This is a genomic window from Saccharomonospora sp. CUA-673 (assembly GCF_001942305.1).
Taxonomy (GTDB): domain Bacteria; phylum Actinomycetota; class Actinomycetes; order Mycobacteriales; family Pseudonocardiaceae; genus Prauserella.
The window spans coordinates 129,247-154,057 of sequence record NZ_MKKE01000055.1; the positions used below are offsets into that span (position 1 = coordinate 129,247).

A 24,811-nucleotide genomic window follows, 5' to 3' on the forward strand; every position below is an offset into this window, starting at 1 on the left:
GCTCCGCCCGTCAGCGGGGGCCCGGGTACAGCCGGCGAATCAGGACCACGGCGTGCTCGGCGACCCGTCGTGCCTGAGCGGCGGTGCGGCAGCCGGCGGTGATGCGGGCCGCGTCGCCGACGACGGACGTCAAGCTGGCGACGGAGAGCCGATCCTCGACGTTCTTGCCGAGGCCCAGGATCATGACGTTGCGCCGGACCCACTCCTGGCTTCGCTCGCGCCGCATGGTCTCGAACTCCGGCGGCGCGTCCCCGGAGTAGAAGATGGAGTAGAGGTGGCGCCGGCGCCACGTCGCGTCGAGGTAGGCCCGCGTGCCCGCCTCGAACTGCGCCAGCGGGTCCTCGACCCCGGAAGCCCGGACCTTGGCGACGGCATCGGCGGCGGCATGGGCGAGCTCGCCGACGTAGCTCTCCCACAGGGCGAGGTAGACCTCCGCCTTGCCGCCGAAGTGGTGGTAGACGCTCCCGACGCTGGACCCTGCGCGGGAGACGATCTCGGAAACCCCTGTCCGCGTGTACCCCTGCTCGATGAAGACCGCCGCCGCCGCGTCGAGGACCTGCTTGCGGGTCTCCTCCGTTTTGGCCCAGCGTCGTCCGGTGGTACCTGCCCGCGCCCCTGTGGCCACCGTTCGCCTCCTCGTAACTCGGTGTGACGTCGTCAAGGGTAGGCCCGAAGTGGGCCTTGACGTGAATGGGTCGAGACGTGATCCTGAAAACAATTCTAGAGTTGAGTTCTAGAAACTGGTTCAAAGGGAGAGGTCATGATCGACTTCGAGCTCAGCGAGGAGCAGCGGGCCGTCAAGGCCGCGGTGCGCCAGTTCATCACCAAGGAAGTCGCCCCGCTCGAGCCCACGGTTCTGCTCAACGAGCGCGAGGGCCGCCCCGGGATCGACCGCGAGACGCTACGCGACCTGCAGGCGAAAGCCCGCAAGTACGGGTACTGGGGCATCAACACCCCCGAGGAGTACGGCGGGATGGAGGCCGGCCCGGTCATGGCGGCGATCATCGCGGGGGAAGCCGGACGCACCTTCGTGCCGTTCCGCTTCGGTGGCTCGGCCGACAACATCCTCTACGCGGGCAACGAGGAGCAGAAGCAGGAGTACCTGGTCCCGACTATCGAGGGCGATCGTCGCAGCTGCTTCGCCATCACCGAACCCGGTGCCGGATCCGATGCTCGCAATATCCGCACCCGTGCCGTGCGCGACGGTGACGACTGGGTCATCAACGGCGAGAAGATCTTCATCACCAACGGCAACGAGGCCGACTTCGTCATGGTCTTCGCGGTGACGAACCCCGAGCTGGGCGCCAACGGCGGCGTCACGTGCTTCCTCGCGGATCGAGACATGGGCTGGGAGTCCACGCCCATCCCCACGATGGGCGAGTGGGGCCCGGCCTCGCTGAGCTTCCAGGACGTCCGGGTGCCGCACCGCAACATCCTCGGGGAGGAGGGGCGGGGCTTCGAGCTCGCGATGCAGTGGATCGGCCAGGGACGCTTCATGATCCCCGCCGGCGCGCTCGGTGCGGCCGAGCGGATGATCGAGATGGCCATCGAACACGCCAACAACCGCGAGTCCATGGGACACCCGATCGCGGAGTACCAGGCGATCCAGTGGCACATCGCTGACAGTGCCGTCGAGCTCGAGGCCGCCCGGTGGCTGACGCTCCGGGCGGCGTGGCAGGTGGAGCGCGGCGAGGATGCGCGCCACTCCTCCTCCATCGCCAAGCTCTACGGCACCACGATGGCCAACCGTGTCGTCGATCGCGTCCTGCAGATCCACGGCGGCATGGGATACACCAAGGAACTGCCGATCGAGCGCTGGTACCGCGAGTTGCGACTGCTGCGCATCTTCGAGGGGACCGACGAGATCCAACGCCGCACCATCGCCCGCAACCTCTTGCGTGGCCACGCGAAGGTGGGGGCGTCACTGTCGTGAACACTCAGCCGATCGACCCGATGGCATTCTTCCGACCGAAGTCCGTCGCGCTCGTGGGCGCAACCGACAAGTCGGGATGGTCCCTGTCAACCTTCAACAACCTGCAGGCCAACGGGTTCGAGGGCGACGTGTACCTCGTGAACCCGAGGGCCGAGACCGTGCACGGCACCCGGGCCTACCCGTCGCTGTCACACACTCCCCGCCCGGCCGACCTGGTCTATGTCATGACGCCGATCGGGGTCGTCCCCCAGGTCATCCGCGACGGGGCTGCCATGGGCATCCGCCACTACGTCGTGCTCACGGCCGGCTATGGCGAGGTCGGTGGTGAGGGGATCGTGCGGGAGGAGGAGCTACGGACGCTCGCGGCCGAGCTCGACGTCACGATCCTCGGCCCGAACGGCAACGGGTTCATCAACGCCGCGGACGCCGTCACGCCGTACGGGCTGCCCATCCCCCAGCCCCTGATCGCCGGCTCGGTCGGCGTCGTGCTGCAGAGTGGCGCCCTGGCCAGCAGCGTCCTGTCGTTCGCACAGTCGCGCAACATCGGCATCTCCTTGCTGGTGGCCATGGGCAACGAGACGGTGATGTCGGTGACCGACGTCGTGCGGGCCCTCGTCGAGGACCCGAAGACCAAGGCCATCGCGCTGTTCCTGGAGGCGGTGCGCCGACCCGAGGAGTTCGCGGCGGTGGCCCGCGCGGCACTGGACGCAGGCAAGCCGATCGTGGCGCTGAAGATCGGGCGCAGCGCCAAGGCGTCGCGCACGGCCCAGGCGCACACGGGAGCTCTCGTGGGCGACGACAAGACCGTCGGGGCCGCGTTCGAGCAGCTCGGCGTCATTCGCGTGGACTCGCTCGAGGACCTGATCATCACGTCCGGGCTGCTGGCGGAGACCGGTCCCTTCCGGGCCACCGCGTCGGCGTGGTCACGCCCTCCGGGGGTGCATCGGAGATCATCGCCGACCGCGCCGAGGACGAGGGTCTCGAGCTCGTGGAGCTCGCAGAGGAGACAACCAGTCGTCTCACCGAAGTGCTTCCGCCGTTCGCCACCCCGAACAACCCCCTGGATGTGACCGGCTACGTCCTGCTCGATCGCGAGCTCATGGGCAAGGCGCTGAGGGTCGTGGTCCAGGATCCGAACATCGACTTCGTCCTGGTGCTGCAGGATCTGCCCCGGCAGACGCCGGACATGCAGTTGGCCATCGACACCTTCCAGCGCAACGCGGCGATCATCCGCGAGTCACCGAAGTTGGTCGTCCCGGTCGGCAACGTGCTCACCGACGTCAACGAGACCGGACGCACCATCCAGGCCGAGTCCGGCTACCCGACCGTGGTCGGCGGCATCGAGCACGGCATGAACGCGATCGGACACGGGGTCCGCTGGTCTGAAACGCTGAGACGGCACCGGGAGAGCACGGCGCCTCCACGGCGGGTGGACCCCGTGATCCCCGACGGTCTTCCGCCACGCCGTGGCTCGTGGGCCGAAGCACAGGCCGCCTCGTTCCTGGCTGCCAACGGCGTGCCGATGGTTCCGGCCGAGTTGGTCACCTCGGCCGACGAGGCCGTCGATGCAGCTGGGGCCCTGGGCTATCCGGTGGTCCTCAAGGCCGCCGTCGAGGGGCTGGAGCACAAGAGCGACATCGGTGGCGTCGTGCTCGGAATCGCCGACGATGACGAACTTCGGGCGGCGGTCGACGAGGTTGGTGGTGCCATGACGAGCGCCGGGCACACCGGGACCCGACTACTGGTCCAGCCACACCGCCGCGGCGGGACCGAGCTGCTGGTCGGCGTCGTGCGGGACCCGGCCTGGGGCCTCACGCTGGCCGTCGCCCTCGGTGGTGTCTGGGTGGAGCTGCTCAACGAGAGCGCCCTACGCATCCTCCCTGTGGCGGAGGACGAGGTCCGTCGAGCCGTCGACTCGCTGCGGGGTCTGCAGGTACTGCGCGGCGCGCGGGGCGCCGAGTCCGTGGACCTCGACGAGCTTGCCCGAGTGATCGCCCGGATCGGCGCCCTGGCCCACGCACTCGGCGACGACCTCGTGGCCATGGAGGTGAACCCGTTGCAGGTCTCAGCCGAACGGATCGAGGCGTTGGACGCACTGATCACCTGGCGCGACTGAGAAATGACCTGCACCCACCTGGATCGCCAACACGGCGACGCGAGGTGCTGACACGGCCGGAAACAGAAACGGTCCGCGTCCTCTACGGACACGGACCACACATCTGTGGAGCTAAGGGGAATCGAACCCCTGACCTCCGCCTTGCAAAAGCGGCGCTCTACCAATTGAGCTATAGCCCCTGGGCCCGCGAGTGGCTCGCGGGCGCTGCTCAGTTCTGGTTGACGCTCGCGCTCGCCGGCGCGCTGCCGTTGAGGTACACGCCGTTGACGTGATTGTCGCTCGGCGCGGTCGCCTCACGCCAGAGGTCGGCCTCGGCCTTGGCGTCCTTGTTCCGCTTGATCACGAAGAACACGCCACCTGCGATCACAGCCAACGCCAACAGCTTCTTCACGGTCGTAGCCCTCCCTCTGGCACGAACTGACCCGGCCACTCGATCGTACTGCACTCGACCTCGCCCAGTTTATCTGGTGCACGTCCAGGGCAGCCGATGCGCGGACCAGGCGTGACACGACGCGTAGGAGGCTCGGATGACGGACAGGGACGAGAAACAGGAAGGCCTCAAGGGCGCGGTCGAAGACGCCAAGGGCCGCGTGAAGGAAGCAGCCGGCTCCATGCTCGGCCGGGACGACATGGAGCGCGAAGGCGCCGAGCAGCAGGAGAAGGGCCAGGCGCAGCGCGAGGTCGCCGAGAAGGAGAACGAGGCCAAGGAGGCCGAGCGCAAGGCCGGCCGCCACGAGGCCAACGAGCGTCATCGGCAGTAGCGACCCACCTCTCCTGCGAAGCGGGGTTGGTTCCACGTGGAACCAACCCCGCTTCTCTGCAGGTCGATAGGCATTTCGGTGCCGCGGACTTGCGTCGGGATATTCCGGATGTCTAGTGTCCAGGTTGTGCGGATGAACGAGGGCGTCGAGTGGGCGACCCACACGTGCCTCAACCTGGCCTGGCTCGGAGCCGAGCGTGCGGTGCCGGCCGCCCGCCTCGCTGCGTTCTACGAACTGCCCGCCGCCTACCTCAACAAGCAACTCCAGGCGTTGACCAGGGCGAACATCCTCACGTCCGTGTCCGGGCCGCGCGGCGGGTTCCGGCTGGCGAAGGCGCCGGAGCAGGTCACGCTGATGGACGTCGTCACGGCCATCGACGGCCCCGACCCCGCGTTCCGCTGCACCGAGATCCGTCAACGTGGCGGGTCCGGGGAGGCAGCCGGACCCACCTCCGCGCCCGCGGCGCCGTGCGCGATCGACGCGGCGATGCGCAAGGCCGAGCTCGCGTGGCGGCGCGAACTGGCCGCGCAGACCCTCGCCGACGTCATCGCCACGGTCGAGTCCAGCAATCCCGGCGTGCCCGACAAGGTGCGGCGCTGGTTCGACGACACCCGCTGAAGCATCCACGTGGGGCAACCGGTGCTCCACGTGGCGATTAATTCTGGATATTCAACATCCACAAATGGAGGAATCATGCAGGGACGGATCACCGAACTCCCCACCCGCGCCCGCGACGGCTACGCCGCCATGGTCGCGCTCGAGGGGTTCATCGCCGGCACGCCCATCCCCGCCGGGCTGCGCCACCTGATCAAACTGCGGGTCAGCCAGATCAACGGATGCGCGTTCTGCGTCGACATGCACGCCCGCGAGGCGCGCGCCGACGGCGAGAGCAACGAGCGCATCGACGGCGTCGCCGCGTTCCGTGAGATGCCGTACTTCGACGACGCCGAACGCGCCGCATTGGCCTTGGCCGAGGCGGCGACGCGGCTCGCCGACAACCCGCACGGCGTCGACGACCAGGTGTGGGACGAGGCCCGGCGGCACTACGACGAGGACCAGCTCGCGGCGTTGACCATGACGATCGCCGCCATCAACGCCTGGAACCGCATCAGCGTCACCAACCGCACCGTCCCGGGAAGCTTCCGCCGCTAGGAAGCCACCCCGCTTCAGTCGTCGGTGCCGCCGTCGAGCCAGATGCAGGGCGAGGATGCGCCGAGGGAGAGGTCGCCCTCGACGCTTTCGGCGATCGACATGCGGAACCCGTCGTCGGGGTGCTGCACGGACAGGAAGCGGTCCTCGGAGGAACGCCGGTCGGCGAGCACCGTGAATCCGGCTTCGGACCAGTGCGCCGACAGGGCGTCGACGACCTCGCCGTTGCGTTCGGCGGGGACGTCGTCGAGCCAGTACGTCTTGCCGACCTCGTAGCGGCCGGCCGGGCCCTTGTCGTTCGGCCGGTCGCATTCCATGGCGTCGTCGCGTTTCAACGTAGGCGTCACGGACACGTCGGACGGCAGCGCTGCGATCGCGCGGTCGATGTGTTCCTGCGCGCGTGTCCGGGCCTGTTCGTGCGTCAACGTCCGCATGGTCTCCACGTTCCCCTCTGGTCGCCGGTTCAATCCCGCGCGTTCTCGTCGTCCGGCATGGCCTCGGGTTCGCGGCCGAGCGCGATGCGCGCCATGTTCCGCAGCGACGCGGAATCGATGTTCCAGTACTCGGCGTGAGCGTGGTCGACAGTCCACCCGTGTACCACCCACCGTCGCTGCCCGGGTCGGACTCGAACTCGACGGCGCCGAACTCGTCGTCGATCGGTTGCCTGCCGTGGATGAAGTTCGGGGTCGCGCGGATGACGTCGTTCCCGGCGGTCGTGGCGTACACGTCGGCGCCGTCCGGCAGTTGCAGCTCGGACACGTCGTCGACGCCCACGCCGGGGCTGCCCACAAACACGAGCGCGTCGACGTCGAGCAGTGCGTCGCGTGCGGCGTAACCGGCCACAGTGGACCCGTAGCTGTGCCCGATGACCGTGTTGTACGAACGGTCCTCATTGGTCGCCCGAAGTCCGTGCTGGAAGTCGCGCAGCACCGTCGCGGCGTCGGCGGCCGACGAGTCGCCCGCGGCGGCAAGCAGGTGGTCGGGTGCGTCGTAGCCGATCCACGTGATGACGGAAACCGTGCTGCGGCGGGAAAGTTGGCGCACGCGGTCGAACACGGCGTCGGTTCGGTCGAGCTCGGCGCTCATGGTCGCCAGGCTGGATCCGCTACCGGGAACGTTGGTGACGACGTAGTCCGCGGTGTCCGGGTTGCCGATCGCGACGACCCCCACACCGTCGTCGTCCGGCAGGAAGTCGATCAGGTACGCCTCGGGCCGGTCGGGCCCGCGGTCCTCGTCGAGCCTGCGGCGCACGGCGACCATCCCGGGCAGGATGCGGTCGATGCGCGCACGTTCGCCGTCGCCCTCGTCGAGCTCGCCGCGCAGGGCGATCAACTCGGCGCGCTGCTCGGCGAACCGCACTCGGTTGGCGCGATCCCGCGCCGCCACGGGGATCCCGTCGAGCCGGCCGACGACGTCACCGTGCCGCGTCACCGTGGTGTCGCGCTGCGCGTCGGACAACCCGTCCCACCACGCCTTGACCTCCGACGGCGTGGAGCCGTCCGGCGGGAACGCGACATCTCCGCCGGCGCTGTTCGTGCCGGCGCCGGCATCGGTGTTGGTGTCGGTGTCGGTGTCGGTGTTGCCCGCGGTCTCGGTACCCATCTCGCCCTCACCCAGCCTCACCTCGACGGGTTCGGACCACAGGGTAACGACGCCCACCCCACCGGGAACCGCCTTTCGGTGAAGTTCACGAAGACGCCGCCGGCGTACGCGGATCGCCAACACGGCGACGTGGGTTGCTGACACGGCGACGGGGGTTAGCGTCGGGTGGTGGAGTTGGGGTTGGACGAGATCCGGGCGGTTGCCGCGTTCGCGGCCGACTGCGCGCGGCCCGCGTTGCCGATCTTCGAACGTGCGTGTCCCGGCGACGATCGTCCTCGGCGCGCCATCGACGTCACAGAGCAGTTCGCCGACGGTGGGCCTCGCACCAAGGAGATCCGGGACGTCGCGTGGGAAGCCTGGCGTGCCTACCAGGAGGCACGTGACGCCGGGATGGCAGCGGCGGCCGAGCACGTCCGCGCATCTCGAGCGCGTTCGGACTCTGGCGAGGCCGGTGGTCGTCGACGTCCTCCGCCGATACCCGGCCGCACCGGCCGGTGGCTCGCGGCCTGGCGAACTGATCCGCCACCTCGACACGGCCCTGCGCAACCCGCCCCACTGACCCCGCCCGAGCGCAGATCTCGGCGCGGGACGTACGCGGATTGCCAACACGACGACGCGAGCTGCTGACACAGCGACGCAGGATGCTGACACGCCCGCGCAGATTGCTGACACGGCGACGTGGGGTGCTGACACGGTGGGGGTGGGAAAGCAAAAGTGCCCTCCGCGTTGCGGAGGGCACCTTCTCGGTGGGCCCAGGAGGACTTGAACCTCCGACCTCATCGTTATCAGCGATGCGCTCTAACCACCTGAGCTATGGGCCCGTGCAGCGGTAGAAACTCTACCCCACCGCTGCTAAGGGAGTTACACCGGGTCACTCGCGCTCGGAGAGCGTCATCTCCAGGCCACCGGCGAGGTCGGCGGACACGTTGTAGATGAACGCACTCACCGTGGTCAGCGCCGAGATCAACACGATGTTGATCGCGCCGACGATCGCGGCGATGCCGAAGACCCGGGGTGCGGTGATGAACGGGTCGCCCGCACCCTCGGTCAGTTCACCCTGCACGAGGGAGGTGTAGGTGCCGTTGATCTGGTCCCACACGCCCATGCCCTCGAGCACCGTGTACAGCACGCCGACCGCGACCAGCCAGATGAAGAACAGCGCCACGCCCAGCACGAGCGAGAGCTTCAGCACCGACCACGGGTCGAACCGCTTGATCTGCAGGCTCGCCCGCCGCGGACCACGACCCGGCCTGCGCAGCGCACTCACCGGCGTCGACCGCTTGCCGCCACCGGACTCGGCCGAACCGCCGCCGCCCTGCGCGGCGCCGACGCCGGCCGGCGCCGCCATCTGCTCGGTCTCCGGGTCGTGCTGCGCTCGGCCGCCGAAGAGTCGCCCGGCGGCCGAGCCGGTCACGACCTGCGTGTCCGCGCCGCTACCCGCGTACTCCTGCCCGCCGAACGCACCGGCGCCCGCACCGTTGCCGGCCGAGCCCGACCCCGAACCGGCGCCCGCCGAACCGGCCGACGCCGACCCGGAGGCGGCACCGGCGGACGCGCCGCCCGCCGAGTACTGCTGGTACGACGTCTCGTCGGCGGGCAACTGCCCCGCCGACCAACGTTGTCCGAAATCGTCGTCACCGTCGGAGTCCGACACGGCGTCGGCGTCCTTCGCGACGCGCTGCCACGGCGGGGCGACGTCCTCGTCGGCCCCCGCGCCGGCCCCAGCAGAGCCCTTCGCGCCGCGCTGTTCGTTCTCGGGTGGTGTCACAACCGGTCAGTCCCTCGTCCACATCCGCGCCGTCGGTGTCGCAGCGGTGCCGTACTTATTCCTGTCCGTTCTGCGAGGATTCGTCGCTCGCGGACTCCGTATCCGTCGAGCCTGCCTCATCCGGTGTTACACCACCATCAGAAGCGGCCGCATCCTCGCCACCCTCACCCTCGTCGTCGCCGTCGGGGACGTCGGACGGCTTGTCGGCGTTGCGCGCGACCGTCAACAACGTGGTCCCGTCGTCGAGGTTCATCAGGCGCACGCCCTTGGTCTGCCGGCCGGCCTTGCGGACGTCGTCGGCGGGCGTGCGGATGACCCCGCCGCTCGAGGTGATGGCGTACAGCTCGTCGTCGGCCTCGACCACGAGCGCACCCACCAGCCTGCCACGTTTGCGGTCCTGCTGAATGGTGAGCACGCCCTTGCCGCCGCGGCCCTGCACCGGGTAGTCCTCGATGGCCGTCCGCTTGGCGTATCCGCCGTCGGTGGCCACCAGCAGGAACGTGTCCGGCTTGACGACGCTGATCTTGAGCAGCTCGTCACCCTCGTTGAACCGCATGCCGAGCACGCCGGACGTGGCGCGGCCCATCGGGCGCAGCGTCTCGTCGTTGGCGTGGAAGCGGATGGACTGGCCCTCCGCGGACACGAGCAGCAGGTCGTCGTCGGCCGAGGCCAGCACCGCGCCCACGAGCTCGTCGCCCTCGCGCAGGTTGACCGCGATCAGACCACCGGAGCGCGCCGAGTCGAAGTCGGTCAGCTTCGACTTCTTGACCAGGCCGTTCCGCGTCGCCAGCACGAGGTAGTCGGCCGCCTCGTAGTCCGGGATGTGGATGACGCCCGCGATCTCCTCGTCCGGCTGGAACGCCAGCAGGTTCGCCACGTGCTGACCACGCGCGTTGCGGCTCGCCTCGGGCAGGTCGTAGGCCTTCGTCCGGTACACCCGGCCCTTGTTCGTGAAGAACAGCAGCCAGTGGTGCGTCGAGCAGACGAAGAAGTGCTGCACGATGTCGTCCTGCTTGAGCGTCGCGCCCTGCACGCCCTTGCCGCCGCGCTTCTGCGAGCGGTACAGGTCGGTCTTGGTGCGCTTCGCGTACCCGGTGCGGGTGATGGTGACGACCACGTCCTCCTCGGCGATGAGGTCCTCGATGGACACGTCACCGTCGTAGGGGATGATCTTCGTGCGGCGCTCGTCGCCCCACTTGTCGACGATCTCGGTGAGCTCGTCCTTCACGATCTGCCGCTGGCGTTCGGGCCGCGCCAGGATGTCCTCGAGGTCGGCGATCTTGGCCTCGATCTCGGCCAACTCGTCGATGATCTTCTGCCGCTCCAGGGCCGCGAGCCGCCGCAGCTGCATGTCGAGGATCGCGGTGGCCTGGATCTCGTCGATGTCGAGCAGCTCGATCAGACCGGTGCGCGCCTCGTCGACCGTCGGCGACCGGCGGATCAACGCGATCACCGCGTCCAGCTGGTCGAGCGCCTTGACCAGACCGCGCAGGATGTGGGCGCGCTCCTCGGCCTTGCGCAGCCGGTAGCGGGTGCGCCGGACGATGACGTCGATCTGGTGGTTCGTGTAGTGCCGGATCAGCTGGTCGAGCCGCAGCGTGCGGGGCACGCCGTCCACCAGCGCCAACATGTTGACGCCGAAGTTGTACTGCAGCTGGGTGTGCTTGTAGAGGTTGTTCAGCACGACCTTCGCGACCGCGTCCCGCTTGAGCGTGATCACGATGCGCATACCGCTGCGGCTGTTGCTCTCGTCGGCGATGTCGGCGATGCCGGTGAGCTTGCCGTCGCGCACGAGCGTCGCGATGTTCTCGACGAGGTTGTCCGGGTTGACCTGGTACGGCAGCTCGGTGCACACCAGCGTCGTGCGGCCCTTGGCGTCCTCCTCGACCTCCACGACGGCGCGCATGCGGATCGAGCCGCGGCCCGTGCGGTAGGCGTCCGAGATGCCCTGCGTGCCGAGCACCAGACCGCGCGTCGGGAAGTCCGGGCCCTTGATGCGCTGCATCAGGGCGGCCAGCGTCTCGTCGTCGTCGGCGTCGGGGTTGTCCAGCGCCCAGACGACGCCGTCGGCGACCTCGCGCAGGTTGTGCGGCGGGATGTTCGTCGCCATGCCCACCGCGATGCCCGAACCACCGTTGACCAGCAGGTTCGGGATCCGGCTCGGCAGGACCTCCGGCTCCTGCGTGCGGCCGTCGTAGTTGTCGGCGAAGTCGACGGTCTCTTCCTCGATGTCCCGCAGCATCTCCATGGCGAGCGGGTCGAGGCGGGCTTCGGTGTACCGCATGGCGGCGGCGGGGTCGTTGCCCGGCGAGCCGAAGTTGCCCTGGCCGTCGATGAGCGGGTACCGCATCGACCACGACTGCGCCAGCCGCACGAGGGCGTCGTAGATCGCCGAGTCGCCGTGCGGGTGGTAGTTGCCCATCACGTCGCCGACGACGCGCGAGCACTTGTTGTACCCGCGGTCGGGGCGGAAGCCCGAGTCGAACATCGAGTACAGCACGCGCCGGTGCACGGGCTTGAGACCGTCGCGCACGTCGGGCAGCGCGCGCGAGACGATCACGCTCATGGCGTAGTTGATGTACGAGTTCTGCATCTCCTGCTGGAGATCGACCGGCTCGACACGCCCTTGCTGACCGTCGGGGGGCAGGGTTTCAGTCACGGGTGGTTGTTCCTTTCACGCCTCATACCGGATGCTCGTCGTCGCGTCGGCGGACTCCTCGGTCCACTTCGGACTCAGATGTCGAGCATCCCGGCGGCCTTGGCGTTGCGGGTGATGAACGAACGCCTCGCATCGACGTCCTCGCCCATCAGGACCGAGAACAGTTCGTCCGCCGTCGCGGCGTCGTCGAGGGTGACCTGCAGCAGCACGCGGTTCTCCGGGTCCATGGTGGTGTCCCACAGCTCGTCGGAGTTCATCTCGCCGAGACCCTTGTACCGCTGGATGCCGTCTTCCTTGGGCAGCTTCTTGCCCGCCGCGCCGCCGCCTCGAGCAGCCCGTCGCGTTCGCGGTCCGAGTAGGCGTACTGCGCCTCGGCCCGCGGCCACTTGATCTTGTACAGCGGCGGCTGCGCCAGGTAGACGTAGCCGTGCTCGATCAGCGGGCGCATGAACCGGAACAACAGCGTCAGCAGGAGGGTGCGGATGTGCTGGCCGTCGACGTCGGCGTCGGCCATCAGCACGATCTTGTGGTACCGCAGCTTCGAGACGTCGAACTCGTCGTGGATGCCGGTGCCCAGCGCCGTGATCAGCGACTGGACCTCGACGTTCTTCAGGACGCGGTCGATCCGGGCCTTCTCGACGTTGATGATCTTGCCGCGGATCGGAAGGATCGCCTGGAACATCGAGTCGCGGCCCTCCTTGGCCGAACCGCCGGCCGAGTCGCCCTCCACGATGTAGACTCGCACTGCTCGGGGTCGGTGGAGCGGCAGTCCTTGAGCTTGCCGGGCAGACCGCCGATGTCCATCGCGCCCTTACGGCGCACCAGGTCACGCGCCTTGCGCGCGGCGTCGCGGGCCTGCGCGCTCGAGATGGCCTTGTTGATGATCGTCTTGGCCTCGGTGGGGTTGCGCTCGAACCAGTCCGACAGCCACTCGTTGGCGTTGGTCTGCACGAACGACTTCGCCTCGCTGTTGCCCAGCTTCGTCTTCGTCTGACCCTCGAACTGCGGCTCGGCCAGCTTGATCGAGATGATCGCCGTCAGACCCTCGCGGACGTCGTCGCCGGTGAGGTTGGCGTCCTTCTCCTTGAGCAGCTTCTTCTCACGCGCGTAGGCGTTGACCACACGGGTCAGCGCGGCGCGGAAACCCTCCTCGTGGGTGCCGCCCTCGTGCGTGTTGATCGTGTTGGCGAACGTGTAGACCGAAGGCGTGAAGCGTTGTTCCACTGCATCGCGACCTCGACCTCGAGGCCCTCGCCGGCGGCCTCGAAGCTGATGATGCTCGGGTGGATCGGGTCCTTCGTGTTGTTGATGTGCTTGACGAAGTCCTCGAGCCCACCCGGGTAGTGGTAGACGCGCTCCTTGACCTGGGCGCGTTCGCCCGCGGCGTCCTCGCCGTTCTCCTCCGGCACGCGCTCGTCGCGCAGGACGATCGTGAGGCCCTTGTTCAGGAACGCCATCTCCTGCAGCCGGCGCGCGACCGTCTCGGCGTTGTACTCGGTGGTCTCGAACACGTCCGGATCGGCCCAGAACGTCACCGACGTACCGCTGCCGTCGGCGGGGCCTGCGTCGATCAGCTCGCCCGGCTCGGAACGTTCGTAGTGCTGCGTCCAGCGGCGGCCGTCCCGGTGGATGTCGACGTCGAGCTGCGTCGACAGCGCGTTCACCACGGACACGCCGACACCGTGCAGGCCACCGGAGACGGCGTAGGAGTCGCTGTCGAACTTGCCGCCCGCGTGCAGCACCGTCAGCACGACCTCGACCGTGGGGCGCTGCTCCTTGGGGTGCAGGTCGACCGGGATGCCGCGGCCGTCGTCGACGACGCGGACGCCGCCGTCGGCCATGAGCGTGACCTCGACCTTGGACGCGTACCCGGCCATCGCCTCGTCGACCGAGTTGTCGACGACCTCCTGGATCAGGTGGTGCAGGCCGCGCTCACCCGTGGACCCGATGTACATGCCGGGGCGCTTGCGCACGGCCTCCAGACCTTCGAGGACCGTAATGGAGGACGCACCGTATTCGTTCTCGTTCTCTGCCACCGGCCTGACTTCTCCTCACCATCGTCACACGCGCACGCGCGCGGGACACTCGAGTGCCACCGGTCCTAGTTTACTTGCCCACTCTCGCTCACATGCATCAAGGACACGTCTATTTTCGTCCGAGAGCGACGATCTCAACCGGCAGCGAGTCCCGGGGCTCACCCCGGTAGCGACACGCCGCATTGAAGAAATCGGACGCTTACGACTCGCCGGGTGTCAGCCGTACGTGTCACGTGGTCCCCTGCCGGGGACATGCCGAGGGCCCTTTCGCCAGCTCGCGCCGCCGGCCCCTGGATGCGCATGCGTTTCACGACCCCGTGCCCCACGCCGGCCGCAATCCTCGCCAGCAACTGACGCTGCAGCAACCGGAGCTGCGTGGCCCACGCGGTCGACGACGCCCTGACCACGAGTTCTCCGTCGGTGAGGCTCACCGGCTGGGCATGTTCGGCGACGTCTTCACCCACGAGGGTGGCCCAGCGGCCGAAGACATGGCCGTCCGCGAGCCGCTCGTTCCACCCCATCTGCGTCGCCATCCGCGAGGCGATCCGGCCGAGACTCTGCGGGTCGCGTTCGTCGGCACCCGCCGACGACCAGCGTCGACGGCGCGGGTTCTGCGCCGACTGCTTGGCCGGCCGGTCGCTGAGCTTACGCCGGCCCGGTTCGTGTCCGCGGCCCTTCGCCCGCTCCTGGGCGGCCTTCAACGCGGCATGGGCCAGGTCGCGGCCGCTCGACGGCTCGTCCTGCTGGGGTGCTGTTTGCTGAGGTGCGGTCTGCTGCTGGCCCGCCTGTGCACGGGACGGCGCGTTGTCCCCAGTCCCGGACGAGGACCCCGCCGTGGGGGCTGCTCCATCCGATGAGGTACGTTCACTCTCCGTCTTCCGCTCGGGCAACTCGCCGCGGAACGCCCCCACTTGGGGTGGATTGACCTGACGATCCTGCTCTGCAGTTACCCAGTGCGATAACAAATCCAGGGTGTTATCCACACTGTCCACAGAGTTATCCCCAGTTTGGCGACGTTTAGCTGTGCTTGCGGTCACGCCGCGTCGCTGATTCTTCCGATTGCCGCCGCGGTCAGACACGTGTTACCTCCCCCTCCGCGACCGCATAGCGGACGCCGGCCAGCTCAGCGGGCACATCCTCATCCACAGCCGCCGTCACGAGCACCTGTTCGGCACCCAGCGCGACCTCGGCGAGCCGCGCGCGTCTGCGCTTGTCCAACTCGGCGAACACGTCGTCGAGCATCAGCACCGGCTCACCCCCTGTGTCCCCGCGAAGCAGCTCGTACGAGCCGAGCCGCAACGCCAACGCGAACGACCACGACTCACCGTGACTCGCGTAGCCCTTCGCCGGGGCGTCCCCCAACACCAGGTCCAGCTCGTCACGATGCGGTCCGACCAGGCTTACCCCACGTTCCAGCTCCGCCGCGCGCGACTCGCCGAGCGCGGTCCGCAACACCTCCGCCAACCGCTCCGGATCGGCCCGCTCACCAGCGGGATCGCCGTACCCCTCCGGTAACGCCTCACCCAAGCTCGAGCGGTATGTCACCTGCGCCGGCCGCGAATCCGGCGCCACCCCCTGGTACGCCTCGGACGTGTGCGGAGCCAGGTCGGCCACCAGGTTCAGCCGCGCCGCCAGCAACTGCGCACCCGCCGTGGCCAGGTGGTCGTCCCACACGTCGAGCGTCGAGGCCGCGTACGGATCGTCACCCCGCTTCTTACCCGCCGACTTGAGCAACGCGTTGCGCTGTTTCAGCACCTTGTCGTAGTCCGAGCGCACCCCCGCGTACCGCGGCGCGCGCTGCACCAGCAGGTCGTCGAGGAACTTGCGGCGCTCACCGGGATCGCCGCGCACGAGCGCCAGGTCCTCCGGGGAGAACAGCACCGTACGCAGCACCCCGAGGATGTCGCGCGGCCTGCCGACCGCACCGCGGTTCACCCGCGCCCGGTTCGCGCGCCCGGCCGCGATCTCGAGTTCGACGGTCAGCTCGCGGTCCTCGTTGACCACCGCCGTGCGCACCAACGCCCGCTCACACCCGTGCCGCACCAGCGGCGCGTCGGTCGCGACGCGATGCGATGCGAGCGTGGCCAGGTACCCGATCGCCTCGAGGAGGTTCGTCTTGCCACGGCCGTTCTGCCCGACCAGCACGGTCGGGCCCGGTTCCAGTGGCAGGTCGACGTGGGTCCACGAACGGAAATCGGTCACCTGCAGGTGACGGACGTACACGGCCGGTCCGCTGCCCCTACTTGACGACGCTCTTGACGCTGTGGCCGCCGAACTGGTTGCGCAGCGCAGCCACGGCACGCATCGCCGACGAGTCGTCCTGCCGAGAGGCGAACCGCGCGAACAGCGCCGCCGAGATCACCGGGGCCGGCACCGAGTTGTTGATCGCCTCCTCGAGGGTCCACCGGCCCTCGCCGGAGTCCTCGACGTACCCCTCGAGCTCCGACAGCTCCGGATCCTCGTCGAGCGCGCGGATCAGCAGGTCGAGCAGCCACGACCGGACCACCGTGCCGCGCTGCCACGCCTTGATCGTCGCCGGCACGTCCTTGACGACGTCGGAGGCCTCGAGCAGCTCGAAACCCTCGGCGTAGGCCTGCATCAGGCCGTACTCGATGCCGTTGTGCACCATCTTCGCGTAGTGCCCCGCGCCGACACCGCCTGCGTGGGCGAAGCCCTCCTCGCGCGGCCCCTCCGGACGCAGCGCGTCGAAGATCGGCATCGCGCGTTCGACGTCGGCCTCCGAGCCACCGGCCATCAGGCCGTAGCCGTTCGCCTTGCCCCACACACCGCCGGACACGCCGACGTCCAGGTAGCCGACGCCGTGCTCGGCCAGCACCGCCGCGTTGTGGGAGTCGTCGGTGAAGCGGGAGTTGCCGCCGTCGATGACGAGGTCGCCGTCCGACAGCAGACCGCCGAGCTCGGCGACCGTCGACCGCGTCGCCTCGCCCGCCGGCACCATGACCCACACGATGCGCGGGGCTTCGAGCGACGAGACGAGCTCGGCCAGCGAGCCGACGTCGCTGACCTCGGCGTCGCGGTCGTAACCGACCACGTCGTGCCCGGCGGCGCGCAGCCGCTCACGCATGTTGAAACCCATCTTGCCGAGGCCGACGAGTCCGAGCTGCACCATCGAAATGCTTCCCTTGGTTCTTGGAGACGAATGTGGGTGGTGGCCCACTCAGCCGGGCAGTCGCACCGGCATGAGCAGATAGAGGTAGCCCGGGACGACGTCGCCGTTCTCGTCGGCCGGCTTGATCAGCGCGGGACGGTTCGGCGTGGTGAACGTCAGCTCCGCGCGGTCGGCGTGCAGCGCCGCGAGACCGTCCGCGAGGTAACCCGGGTTGAAGGCGATGACCACCGGCTCGCCCTCGAAGTCGACGGGCAGTTCCTCCTCGGCACTGCCCTCGTCGTCGCCGCCCGCGGACAGCCGCAGCGATCCGTCGGCGAACTCCAGCCGCACCTGCGTGCCGCGCTCGGCGACCAGCGACACACGTTTGATCGCCTCGGCCAACGTGGCGACGTCGAGCACCGCGCGGCAGCTGTGCTCGCTCGGCAGCAGCTGGCGGTACGGCGGGAACTCGGCGTCGAGCAGGCGCGTCGTCGTGTACTTGCCCGAGCCGGTGAGACCGAGCAGGCCGTCGCCGCTGGCGAGGCCCACCTGGATCGTCGACCCGCTCGTGCCCAGCGACTTCGCCGCGTCGGCCAGCGTGCGCGCCGGCACCAGCACCGAGGCCTCGCCGATCTCGGCGGCCGGAGCCCAGTTGAACTCCTTCATCGCCAACCGGAACCGGTCGGTGGCCACGAGGGTCAGGTTCTCGCCCGAGATCTCGACGCGCATGCCGGTGAGCATCGGCAACGTGTCGTCCTTGCCCGCCGCGACCGCGACCTGCGACACGGCCTGCGCGAACGCCTCCCCGGCCACCTCTCCGGCCAGGTCCGGCTGCGCAGGCAGCTGCGGATAGTCCTCCACCGGCATCGTCGGCAGGGAGAACCGGGCACTGCCGCACGTGATCGACGCGCGAGCACCGTCGACGGCGATCTCCACCGGCTGCGCGGGCAACGCCTTGGTGATGTCGGCCAGGAGCCGACCGGACACCAGGGTGCGGCCGCCGTCCGCGATCGTCGCCGGCACGCCGACGGTCGCCGAGACCTCGTAGTCGAACCCGGAGACGGTCAGCGCGTCGGACCCACCGTCCCCACCTGCGTCGAGCAGGACTCCGCCCAGCACCGGGACCGGAGGCCTCGACGGGAGGCTGCGTGCCACCCAGGCGACGGCGTCAGCGAGCCCATCACGCTCGACGCGGATCTTCATGGCGCCCATCCTTTCGACGGCCCGAGCCGCCGTAGCTCGAAAGACGACAACGCCCGGCCTCGGAATCCCGCCCCGTCCTCGGGGTGCGACACCTGGCCGGCTGACTGGCGGCCCGCCAACGTACCGCGTACCGGGACGACGACGCATCGACATGGAGTCCAGGCCCGCGGTCCGAGCGGACCGGATGTGTGGGTCTCCACGGTAGAGCCTGCGAGGTCGGTCCGTCATATCGGCCCGGGGCCGTCGAGAGCCGCCCGAGCGCCTTCGTCCCCAGCTTCGCCTCCACCCTCTTTTTCTTTTGTTCTTCTAAGAGAGATCTTTTGTCCAGTCGTAGTAGTAAGCGTTGTGAGTTGTGTGGACACGGCCCGTCGTCGCAGGTCGCCAGGCGCGGCGGCGTGTGGAGGACAGGGGCGGTCAACCGGTGGACGAATCGGGGGTGGTTGTGGGCGGATTCGGCCGTCCTCAACCCACCCCCAGTTGTCCCCACAGTTGTCCCCAGTTGTGGGGAGGGTTGTACCCAGACTCCTCCCAGCCGGCTCGTGCGAGAGATCGCCCGTGGGGGTGACGGATGTCTTGGCACACAAGGGAATCCACACGCTGGGGACGTTTTCGGTGGTCAGTGGTGCACAGCCGCGCGGGGGCGCGGGTCGCTGAGGTGCGGCGTTCCGGTCAGAGGCCGGTGGACAAGCCTGCGGACAGGGTGCGGACAACCCTGTGGATGCTGTGGACCACCGGTGGACAACACGTGGGCGAGCGCGTTCCGGCGCGGGGCGAGCGATTTTCGCGTCGTGGCACGGAATCCGACGAAGGTCGGTCCGCGGAGCGCTGTGCACAGTGGACGGTGCACCGGAAACGGCGCGAAACCGGCGGGCGCGAGGGTCGGTCGCGGGCTCGTTGGGCGCGGTTCCGGCCTTCGTCGGGCGGGGTTCGGGCGAGCGCGGAGCTACAACACGGCGACGCGAGGTGCTGACACGGCGACGCAGATTGCTGACACGGCGACGCGGGATGCTGACACGCGCGCGGGAAGTGCTGACACGGCGACGTGGGGTGCCAACACGGCGGGGTGGGTTACTGGCGGGCGCGTTGTTTGATGCGGGAGGTGAGTTCCTGCACCTGGTCGTAGATGCGCCTGCGCTCGGCCATCTCCTTGCGGATCTTCTTGTCCGCGTGCATGACCGTGGTGTGGTCGCGGCCGCCGAAGGTCTGCCCGATGCGGGGCAGCGACATGTCGGTGAGTTCGCGGCACAGATACATGGCGATCTGGCGCGCGGTGGCGAGGGCCTTCGTCTTCCCGGGCCCGCACAGGTCGTCCATCGTCACGTCGAAGAACTCCGCCGTGACACCCATGATCGTCGGCGCGCTGATCTCCGGCGCCTGCGAATCGGGGATGAGGTCGCGCAGCACGATCTCGGCCAGACCGACGTCCACCGGCTGCTGGTTCAGCGACGCGAACGCGGTGACGCGGATGAGCGCACCCTCGAGCTCGCGGATGTTCGCCTCGATGCGCGCGGCGATGAACTCCAGCACGTCGCCGGGCACGTCGAGCCGATCCTGCGCCGCCTTCTTCCGGAGGATCGCGATGCGCGTCTCGAGTTCCGGCGGCTGGATGTCGGTGATCAGACCCCACTCGAACCGGGTCCGCAGCCGGTCCTCGAGCGTCTCGAGGCGCTTGGGCGGCCGGTCGGAGGAGACGACGATCTGCTTGTTCGCGTTGTGCAACGTGTTGAAGGTGTGGAAGAACTCCTCCTGAGTACCTTCCTTGCCCTCCAGGAACTGGATGTCGTCGACGAGCAGGATGTCGATGTCGCGGTAGCGCCGCTGGAACGCGACCTTCCGGTCGTCGCGCAGCGAGTTGATGAAGTCGTTCGTGAATTCCTCGGTGGAGACGTACCGCACGCGCATGCCGGGGAACAGCCGCTGGGCGTAGTGCCCGACCGCGTGCAGCAGGTGCGTCTTGCCGAGTCCGGACTCGCCCCAGATGAACAACGGGTTGTAGGCCCGCGACGGTGCCTCGGCGACGGCGACCGCCGCCGCGTGGGCGAACCGGTTGGACGCGCCGATGACGAACGTGTCGAACGTGTACTTCTCGTTGAGCTTCGTCTTCGACGTCTGCGGCTGGGCGGGCGCCGTGTACGGCTGGCCCGCGGTGGGCTGGCCCGTGAACGTCGGCCAGATCTCGTGCACCGCGGCGAGGGCCTCGCCCTCCTCGTCGACCTCTTCCTCGGAGTCGTCGAGCGCATCGGCGTCGGCCGCGTGCCTGCCGGTCTGATTCCGGCCGGACGGCGGTGCGGACGCCGCGGGACCGGCGCCGTCGTTCTTCCCGGTCGCAGCGGCGGTGGTCGGTTTGTTGCGGTCGCCGTCGGCGGAGTGCTGCGGGCGCGCCGGCGTGGGCGCGTGCGGACGTCCGCCCGACTGCGCGCCCGAGTGTTGGGTACCCGACTGCTGTGCGGCGGACTGTCCCGTGCCGGAGCGACCGGCGCCCTGTGGTCCGGGCTGCTGCCGCGGCTGGCCCGACTGCCGTGACGGGGTGCCGGCGGGCGGCGGGGTGTCGTCCCGGATGACGGGCAGCACCATCGTCTCCTCGGACGCCGACAGCGGAGGCGACGTCGGTGCCGGCGGTCCGCCCTGGCGGCCGGGCCCGTTCGCGCCCTGGCCCTGCGCGGGCCGGCCGGGCGGCGTGGACTGGGGCATGGGCTGCGGGATGCCGTGCGGGGGCGAGTCGGGCGAGTGGGCCGAAGCGCCGCGCTGGCCGGTGGTCCCGAACTGCGGCGGCGGCGAGGTCGGACCGGGCGCCGGGGCGCCGTCTGCGGCGTCGACCTTCACGGCGAGGGAGACCTCACGGCCGAGGCGGCGGGACAGGGCGGCGGTGATCGGTTCGCGCAGCGCGCGCTCGATCGCCTCCTTGGCGAAGTCGCTCGGCGCGGCGAGCAGAGCGGTGCCGTCGAGAAGACCGATCGGACGGGTGACGCGCATCCAGGCGCGTTGCTGAGGGGAGAGCGTGCCGTCGGACAGCTCCTTGACGACCTGTTCCCAGACGGAACCCAGGTTCAGCTGGTGATCAGACACCCTGCTTTACTCCCCTCCCCTCGACCTTGTCGGTTCGGCCTCTTGTGTCACGTTGCCGACGCCCTCCGGCGGCCCACACTCCCCTGACGTCCGCACCGAGGACACAGCGTGGATCGAGCGGAGCCGCCGCGTAATCTGCGCAGGAGGCATCCACAAAGTTGTCCACAAGTGTGCATCAATGTACGGCGGACCCGAGAGCCCTCCTACTCGCGGGTCCGGATGTCGGACGTGTCAGTCTCGCACCTACCGCCGACGTGACACGTGCCCCTCGTCCGTCGGGTCGAGAAGGGGCACGCTAACAAGGCTCGGTCTGTGCCACAAGCGGTTCATTCAAGCAAGGATTCCACGGTCGACGGCGTGTCGCCATTCGAACCGGGAGCGTGACCAGGCCGAGTGGAACCGGGGGCGGTGTCGGACTCCGGGCGGTGGGTGCGTACCCTTTTAAGGTCTGCCGTCGACAGCGCGCCCGTTGGGGCTGCCCAGCTGACGTGGCCGGACCACAGACCTAGACGTCACCGAACCAGGAGATTGACGCCGTGAGCAAGGGCAAGCGCACCTTCCAGCCGAACAACCGCCGTCGCGCGCGGACCCACGGATTCCGGCTGCGCATGCGGACCCGGGCCGGTCGCGCCATCGTGGCCGCCCGTCGTCGCAAGGGCCGTCAGCAGCTGTCTGCCTGATCTCGTCTGCTGCCAGGAGGTGAGCGCGTGCTTCCCGCCGACGCTCGCCTGCGGCGCAGTGAGGAGTTCCGCAGCGTCATGCGCGGCGGCGTCCGAGCGGGGCGCCGCCGCCTTGTGCTGCACGCGCTCGTCGACTCCGGCGAGCAGGTGAAGGCGGGGTTCGTCGTGAGCAAGGCCGTGGGCAATTCCGTGGTGCGGCACCGGGTCACCCGGCGGCTGCGCCACCTTGTCGCGGCTCGACTCGGAACCCTTCCCCACGGTTGTGCGTTGGTCGTACGAGCCCTTCCTCCCGCCGCCGAGGCGAGCAGCCGGGAACTGGGCTCGGACCTCGACGCGGCGTTGCGGCGGTTGAAGCTGACCGGTGCCGCACCGGAGGCCTCCCGCGACAGCAATGGATCAGCGGTGTGAGAAACGAGCAGGCCGGCGCCGAGCGCAGGGACCATGACGACATGGACCGCGCCGAGTGCCAGGACGAGACGACGCATGCGGCTCCGCGGCCGACCCCGGTCGCGTGGATCCTGCTCCTGCCCATCCGCTTCTACCGCAAGGCGATCTCGCCGTTCCTCCCCCCGATGTGCCGGTTCCACCCGAGCTGCAGCACGTACGCCGCCGAGGCGCTGACGAAGCACGGCGCGGCGCGGGGCACCTACCTTGCCGTTCGCAGGCTGCTGCGGTGCGTGCCGTGGATCCCGCCGGGCCGCGACCCCGTGCCGGAGAAGTTCAGCTTCCGACGCCAAAGCCCTGGTATGTCTACCGAGGAGTAGCTCAGTGCTCGACTTTATCTACTACCCTGTGTCGTTCATCTTGTGGTGTTGGCACAAGGTGTTCGGCTTCGTCTTCGGGCCGGACAATGCCATCGCCTGGATTCTCGGCATCGTCTTCCTGACGTTCACCGTGCGCGGCATCCTGTTCAAGCCGTTCGTGAACCAGGTGCGGTCGATGAAGAAGATGCAGGACTTCGCCCCCGAGGTGAAGAAGCTGCAGAAGAAGTACAAGAACGACCGGCAGCGCCAGGCGCAGGAGATGCAGAAGCTCCAGCGCGAGCACGGCGTCAACCCGCTCGGCAGCTGCCTGCCGATGATCCTGCAGATCCCGGTCTTCATCGGTCTGAACTGGGTGCTCCGGAACTTCCAGGAGGGCCGCGAGAGCAACTACTTCTTCTCGGCTTCCGAGGTCGACTCCTACGTCAACGCGAAGGTGTTCGGCGTCAACCTCGGCGACGCCATCAACCTCCTCGGCTTCGGTGGCACCGAGCCCGGCTGGCACTGGCACGTCGCCCCGGTCGCGATCCCGCTGATGATCGCGCCGGTATCGCGACGCACATGACGGCGCGGCACTCGGTGGCCCGCCAGAACCCGGCGTCGGCTACCCAGCAGACCGCATGATGAACAAGCTGACGCTGTACGTCTTCCCCGTCGGTGTGCTCATCTTCGGTGCGTTCTTCCCGATCGGCCTGCTGCTGTACTGGCTCGCGAACAACATGTGGACCCTCGGCCAGCAGCGCTTCGTCTACACCCGGATCGACAAGGAAGAGGAAGCGAAGAAGGCTGAGGCCAAGGACAAGCGGGACAACCTCGCCCCCAAGCCGGGCGCGAAGCCGAACAAGCCGCAGCCCGGTCAGAAGCCGCAGAAACAGAAGGCCGGCCAGAGCACGGCCGACACCTCCGGCAAGACGGACGCCGAGGCGGCCGACGCCCCGGACGCTACGGACGCTTCGGACGCCGGGGACTCCTCGGGCTCGGGCGGTGCGAAGTCGAAGAAGGCCGCGGCGACGTCCGGCCAGGCCTCGGCGGGCGCGAACAAGAACGGCTCCGGTGCCAAGAACGGCGTGAAGGGCGGCGCCTGGGCGAAGAACGGCGGCAACCAGCAGCGGCCCGCGAACCAGAAGAAGAAGTCGAAGGGCGGCAAGCGCCGCTGACGCGACCGGCGCGCGCCCGACCACGAACAGACATTGCAGGGGCCTGAGAGGAGAAACGACATGTCCGAGACCGCAGAGGTGATCGGCACGGAGGAGGACAGGGCCGCGGCCGGTTCGGCCGGGCCCGAGGACGAGACAGTCGCGCCGGCGGAGACGTCGGAGGATTCCGGGGCGGAGTCCTCTGGCGAGTCGGCCGAGGCGAGCGGCAGCGCCGACTCCGCGGCGGACGGTGACGACGCCGACGGCGAGGACGAGGCGGACGGCGACGACCTGCTCGTCCAGGAGGGCGACATCGCGGGCGACTACCTCGAGCGCCTGCTGGACCTGCTCGACTACGACGGCGACATCGACCTCGACGTCGAGGCCGGGCGGGCGATCGTCAGCATCGACGGCGGCGACGATCTCGAGAAGCTCGTCGGCCCCCGCGGCAACGTGCTGGAGGCGCTGCAGGAGCTGACGCGCCTGGCCGTGCAGCAGGAAACCGGCTCGCGCAGCCGGCTGATGCTCGACATCGCGGGCTGGCGTGCGGGCCGTCGCGAGGAGCTGCGGCGGATCGGCCGGACGGCTGCCGAGAACGTGGCGAAGACCGGTGAGAAGGAGAAGCTCCAGCCGATGAGCCCGTTCGAGCGCAAGGTCGTGCACGACGCGGTCGCCGAGGTCGACGGCGTGACGAGCGAGAGCGAGGGCGAGGAGCCCAAGCGGCGCGTCGTGGTGGTCCCCGAGTAAGGAGCCGCACGGCTACACAGGATCGACGAAGCGGCCCACCGGAACCCCGGTGGGCCGCTTCTTTTGTGCGCGCCCGCGCCGTGGT

The 24,811-nt window shown here is 69.0% G+C and carries 22 protein-coding genes, 2 tRNA genes and 4 pseudogenes; 13 read left to right on the forward strand and 15 right to left on the reverse strand.

Features of this window, described 5'->3' with window-relative positions; translation table 11 throughout:
* Positions 1-10: 10 nt before the first annotated feature.
* The gene (locus tag BJF85_RS21220; RefSeq protein ID WP_075849793.1) at positions 11-625 is read right to left on the reverse strand and encodes a TetR/AcrR family transcriptional regulator; all 615 of its coding nucleotides are present in this window, start codon (positions 623-625) and stop codon (positions 11-13) included.
* 138 nt (positions 626-763) lie between these two features.
* Between BJF85_RS21220 and BJF85_RS21225 the strand changes: the two genes are divergently transcribed.
* Genes BJF85_RS21225 through BJF85_RS29160 form a run of 3 tightly spaced genes read left to right on the forward strand, consistent with a single transcriptional unit; the run spans position 764 to position 4,049 of the window.
* The gene (locus BJF85_RS21225; protein ID WP_075849874.1) at positions 764-1,933 is read left to right on the forward strand and encodes an acyl-CoA dehydrogenase family protein; all 1,170 of its coding nucleotides are present in this window, start codon (positions 764-766) and stop codon (positions 1,931-1,933) included.
* Entirely contained in the window at positions 1,930-3,003 is a 1,074-nt protein-coding gene (locus BJF85_RS29155; protein ID WP_222844623.1) for a CoA-binding protein, read from the forward strand. The genes BJF85_RS21225 and BJF85_RS29155 overlap by 4 nt, the downstream gene beginning before the upstream one ends.
* Complete coding sequence (locus BJF85_RS29160) at positions 2,886-4,049, forward strand: acetate--CoA ligase family protein (RefSeq protein WP_255375833.1); 1,164 nt, start codon at positions 2,886-2,888, stop codon at positions 4,047-4,049. The genes BJF85_RS29155 and BJF85_RS29160 overlap by 118 nt, the downstream gene beginning before the upstream one ends.
* Before the next feature lie 106 nt (positions 4,050-4,155).
* Here the strand turns inward: BJF85_RS29160 and BJF85_RS21235 are convergent.
* Both BJF85_RS21235 and BJF85_RS21240 read right to left on the reverse strand, forming a co-directional pair.
* Positions 4,156-4,228: transfer RNA gene (locus tag BJF85_RS21235), tRNA-Ala, on the reverse strand.
* 29 nt (positions 4,229-4,257) lie between these two features.
* Positions 4,258-4,440 carry a DLW-39 family protein gene (locus BJF85_RS21240; protein WP_075849794.1) on the reverse strand — a complete coding sequence of 61 codons (183 nt, stop codon included), beginning with the start codon at positions 4,438-4,440 and terminating at the stop codon, positions 4,258-4,260.
* A 136-nt stretch (positions 4,441-4,576) separates the two neighbouring features.
* Here BJF85_RS21240 and BJF85_RS21245 point away from each other — a divergent pair, with 136 nt between their 5' ends.
* The 3 genes from BJF85_RS21245 (at position 4,577) to BJF85_RS21255 (ending at position 5,962) form a co-directional block, all read left to right on the forward strand.
* Positions 4,577-4,810: a CsbD family protein gene (locus BJF85_RS21245; protein WP_075849795.1), complete on the forward strand. Its 234-nt coding sequence runs from the start codon at positions 4,577-4,579 to the stop codon at positions 4,808-4,810.
* Positions 4,811-4,942: 132 nt separating this feature from the next.
* Complete coding sequence (locus BJF85_RS21250) at positions 4,943-5,428, forward strand: Rrf2 family transcriptional regulator (protein ID WP_083666604.1); 486 nt, start codon at positions 4,943-4,945, stop codon at positions 5,426-5,428.
* A 75-nt stretch (positions 5,429-5,503) separates the two neighbouring features.
* Complete coding sequence (locus BJF85_RS21255) at positions 5,504-5,962, forward strand: carboxymuconolactone decarboxylase family protein (protein ID WP_075849797.1); 459 nt, start codon at positions 5,504-5,506, stop codon at positions 5,960-5,962.
* A gap of 14 nt (positions 5,963-5,976) precedes the next feature.
* Here the strand turns inward: BJF85_RS21255 and BJF85_RS21260 are convergent, their stop codons facing one another.
* The 3 genes and pseudogenes from BJF85_RS21260 to BJF85_RS31675 all read right to left on the reverse strand — a co-directional run.
* The gene (locus BJF85_RS21260; protein ID WP_075849798.1) at positions 5,977-6,393 is read right to left on the reverse strand and encodes a hypothetical protein; all 417 of its coding nucleotides are present in this window, start codon (positions 6,391-6,393) and stop codon (positions 5,977-5,979) included.
* A 29-nt stretch (positions 6,394-6,422) separates the two neighbouring features.
* A complete protein-coding gene (locus BJF85_RS28175; protein ID WP_158057063.1) occupies positions 6,423-6,560 on the reverse strand; it encodes a hypothetical protein in 138 nt (45 codons plus the stop codon).
* Between the two features lie 134 nt (positions 6,561-6,694).
* Positions 6,695-7,114 (reverse strand): annotated as a pseudogene (locus tag BJF85_RS31675) (alpha/beta fold hydrolase); the annotation flags it as partial.
* Between BJF85_RS31675 and BJF85_RS30615 the strand changes: the two are divergent.
* Together BJF85_RS30615 and BJF85_RS21275 are read left to right on the forward strand one after the other, a co-directional pair.
* Entirely contained in the window at positions 6,995-7,702 is a 708-nt protein-coding gene (locus BJF85_RS30615) for a hypothetical protein (protein WP_255375829.1), read from the forward strand. The pseudogene BJF85_RS31675 and the gene BJF85_RS30615 overlap by 120 nt on opposite strands.
* Positions 7,703-7,729: 27 nt before the next feature.
* On the forward strand, positions 7,730-8,188 hold the full coding sequence (locus BJF85_RS21275; RefSeq protein ID WP_369822257.1) for a putative immunity protein: 459 nt from the start codon (positions 7,730-7,732) through the stop codon (positions 8,186-8,188).
* Between the two features lie 120 nt (positions 8,189-8,308).
* Here the strand turns inward: BJF85_RS21275 and BJF85_RS21280 are convergent.
* The 9 genes and pseudogenes from BJF85_RS21280 to dnaA form a co-directional block, all read right to left on the reverse strand.
* A tRNA-Ile gene (locus tag BJF85_RS21280) sits at positions 8,309-8,382 on the reverse strand.
* 50 nt (positions 8,383-8,432) lie between these two features.
* Positions 8,433-9,161: a DUF3566 domain-containing protein gene (locus BJF85_RS21285; protein WP_075849875.1), complete on the reverse strand. Its 729-nt coding sequence runs from the start codon at positions 9,159-9,161 to the stop codon at positions 8,433-8,435.
* 223 nt (positions 9,162-9,384) lie between these two features.
* Positions 9,385-11,988 (reverse strand): DNA gyrase subunit A, encoded by a 2,604-nt coding sequence (gene gyrA, locus BJF85_RS21290; RefSeq protein ID WP_075849800.1) that lies wholly within the window; start codon positions 11,986-11,988, stop codon positions 9,385-9,387.
* Between the two features lie 74 nt (positions 11,989-12,062).
* Positions 12,063-14,024, reverse strand: a pseudogene (gyrB, locus tag BJF85_RS21295) (DNA topoisomerase (ATP-hydrolyzing) subunit B).
* 216 nt (positions 14,025-14,240) lie between these two features.
* Positions 14,241-14,740 (reverse strand): annotated as a pseudogene (locus tag BJF85_RS21300) (DciA family protein).
* A gap of 355 nt (positions 14,741-15,095) precedes the next feature.
* Positions 15,096-16,247 carry a DNA replication/repair protein RecF gene (gene recF, locus BJF85_RS21305; RefSeq protein ID WP_075849801.1) on the reverse strand — a complete coding sequence of 384 codons (1,152 nt, stop codon included), beginning with the start codon at positions 16,245-16,247 and terminating at the stop codon, positions 15,096-15,098.
* Positions 16,248-16,263: 16 nt separating this feature from the next.
* Positions 16,264-17,154 (reverse strand): phosphogluconate dehydrogenase (NAD(+)-dependent, decarboxylating), encoded by an 891-nt coding sequence (gene gnd, locus BJF85_RS21310; protein ID WP_075849802.1) that lies wholly within the window; start codon positions 17,152-17,154, stop codon positions 16,264-16,266.
* A gap of 48 nt (positions 17,155-17,202) precedes the next feature.
* Positions 17,203-18,336, reverse strand: coding sequence for a DNA polymerase III subunit beta (gene dnaN / locus BJF85_RS21315; RefSeq protein ID WP_075849876.1), 1,134 nt, complete (start codon positions 18,334-18,336; stop codon positions 17,203-17,205).
* Between the two features lie 1,068 nt (positions 18,337-19,404).
* Positions 19,405-21,402: a chromosomal replication initiator protein DnaA gene (gene dnaA / locus BJF85_RS21320; protein WP_139320769.1), complete on the reverse strand. Its 1,998-nt coding sequence runs from the start codon at positions 21,400-21,402 to the stop codon at positions 19,405-19,407.
* Between the two features lie 536 nt (positions 21,403-21,938).
* Here dnaA and rpmH point away from each other — a divergent pair.
* The 5 genes and pseudogenes from rpmH to BJF85_RS21350 all read left to right on the forward strand — a co-directional run bounded on the left by rpmH (position 21,939) and on the right by BJF85_RS21350 (position 24,726).
* Positions 21,939-22,082, forward strand: a complete 144-nt coding sequence (rpmH, locus tag BJF85_RS21330) for a 50S ribosomal protein L34 (RefSeq protein ID WP_048807381.1) — start codon at positions 21,939-21,941, stop codon at positions 22,080-22,082.
* Between the two features lie 27 nt (positions 22,083-22,109).
* Positions 22,110-22,490, forward strand: a complete 381-nt coding sequence (gene rnpA / locus BJF85_RS21335; protein WP_075849803.1) for a ribonuclease P protein component — start codon at positions 22,110-22,112, stop codon at positions 22,488-22,490.
* 41 nt (positions 22,491-22,531) lie between these two features.
* Positions 22,532-22,846: a membrane protein insertion efficiency factor YidD gene (gene yidD, locus BJF85_RS21340; RefSeq protein ID WP_075849877.1), complete on the forward strand. Its 315-nt coding sequence runs from the start codon at positions 22,532-22,534 to the stop codon at positions 22,844-22,846.
* A gap of 4 nt (positions 22,847-22,850) precedes the next feature.
* A pseudogene (gene yidC, locus BJF85_RS21345) lies at positions 22,851-24,000 on the forward strand (membrane protein insertase YidC).
* 60 nt (positions 24,001-24,060) lie between these two features.
* Positions 24,061-24,726 (forward strand): R3H domain-containing nucleic acid-binding protein, encoded by a 666-nt coding sequence (locus BJF85_RS21350; RefSeq protein WP_075849804.1) that lies wholly within the window; start codon positions 24,061-24,063, stop codon positions 24,724-24,726.
* Positions 24,727-24,811: the final 85 nt, after the last annotated feature.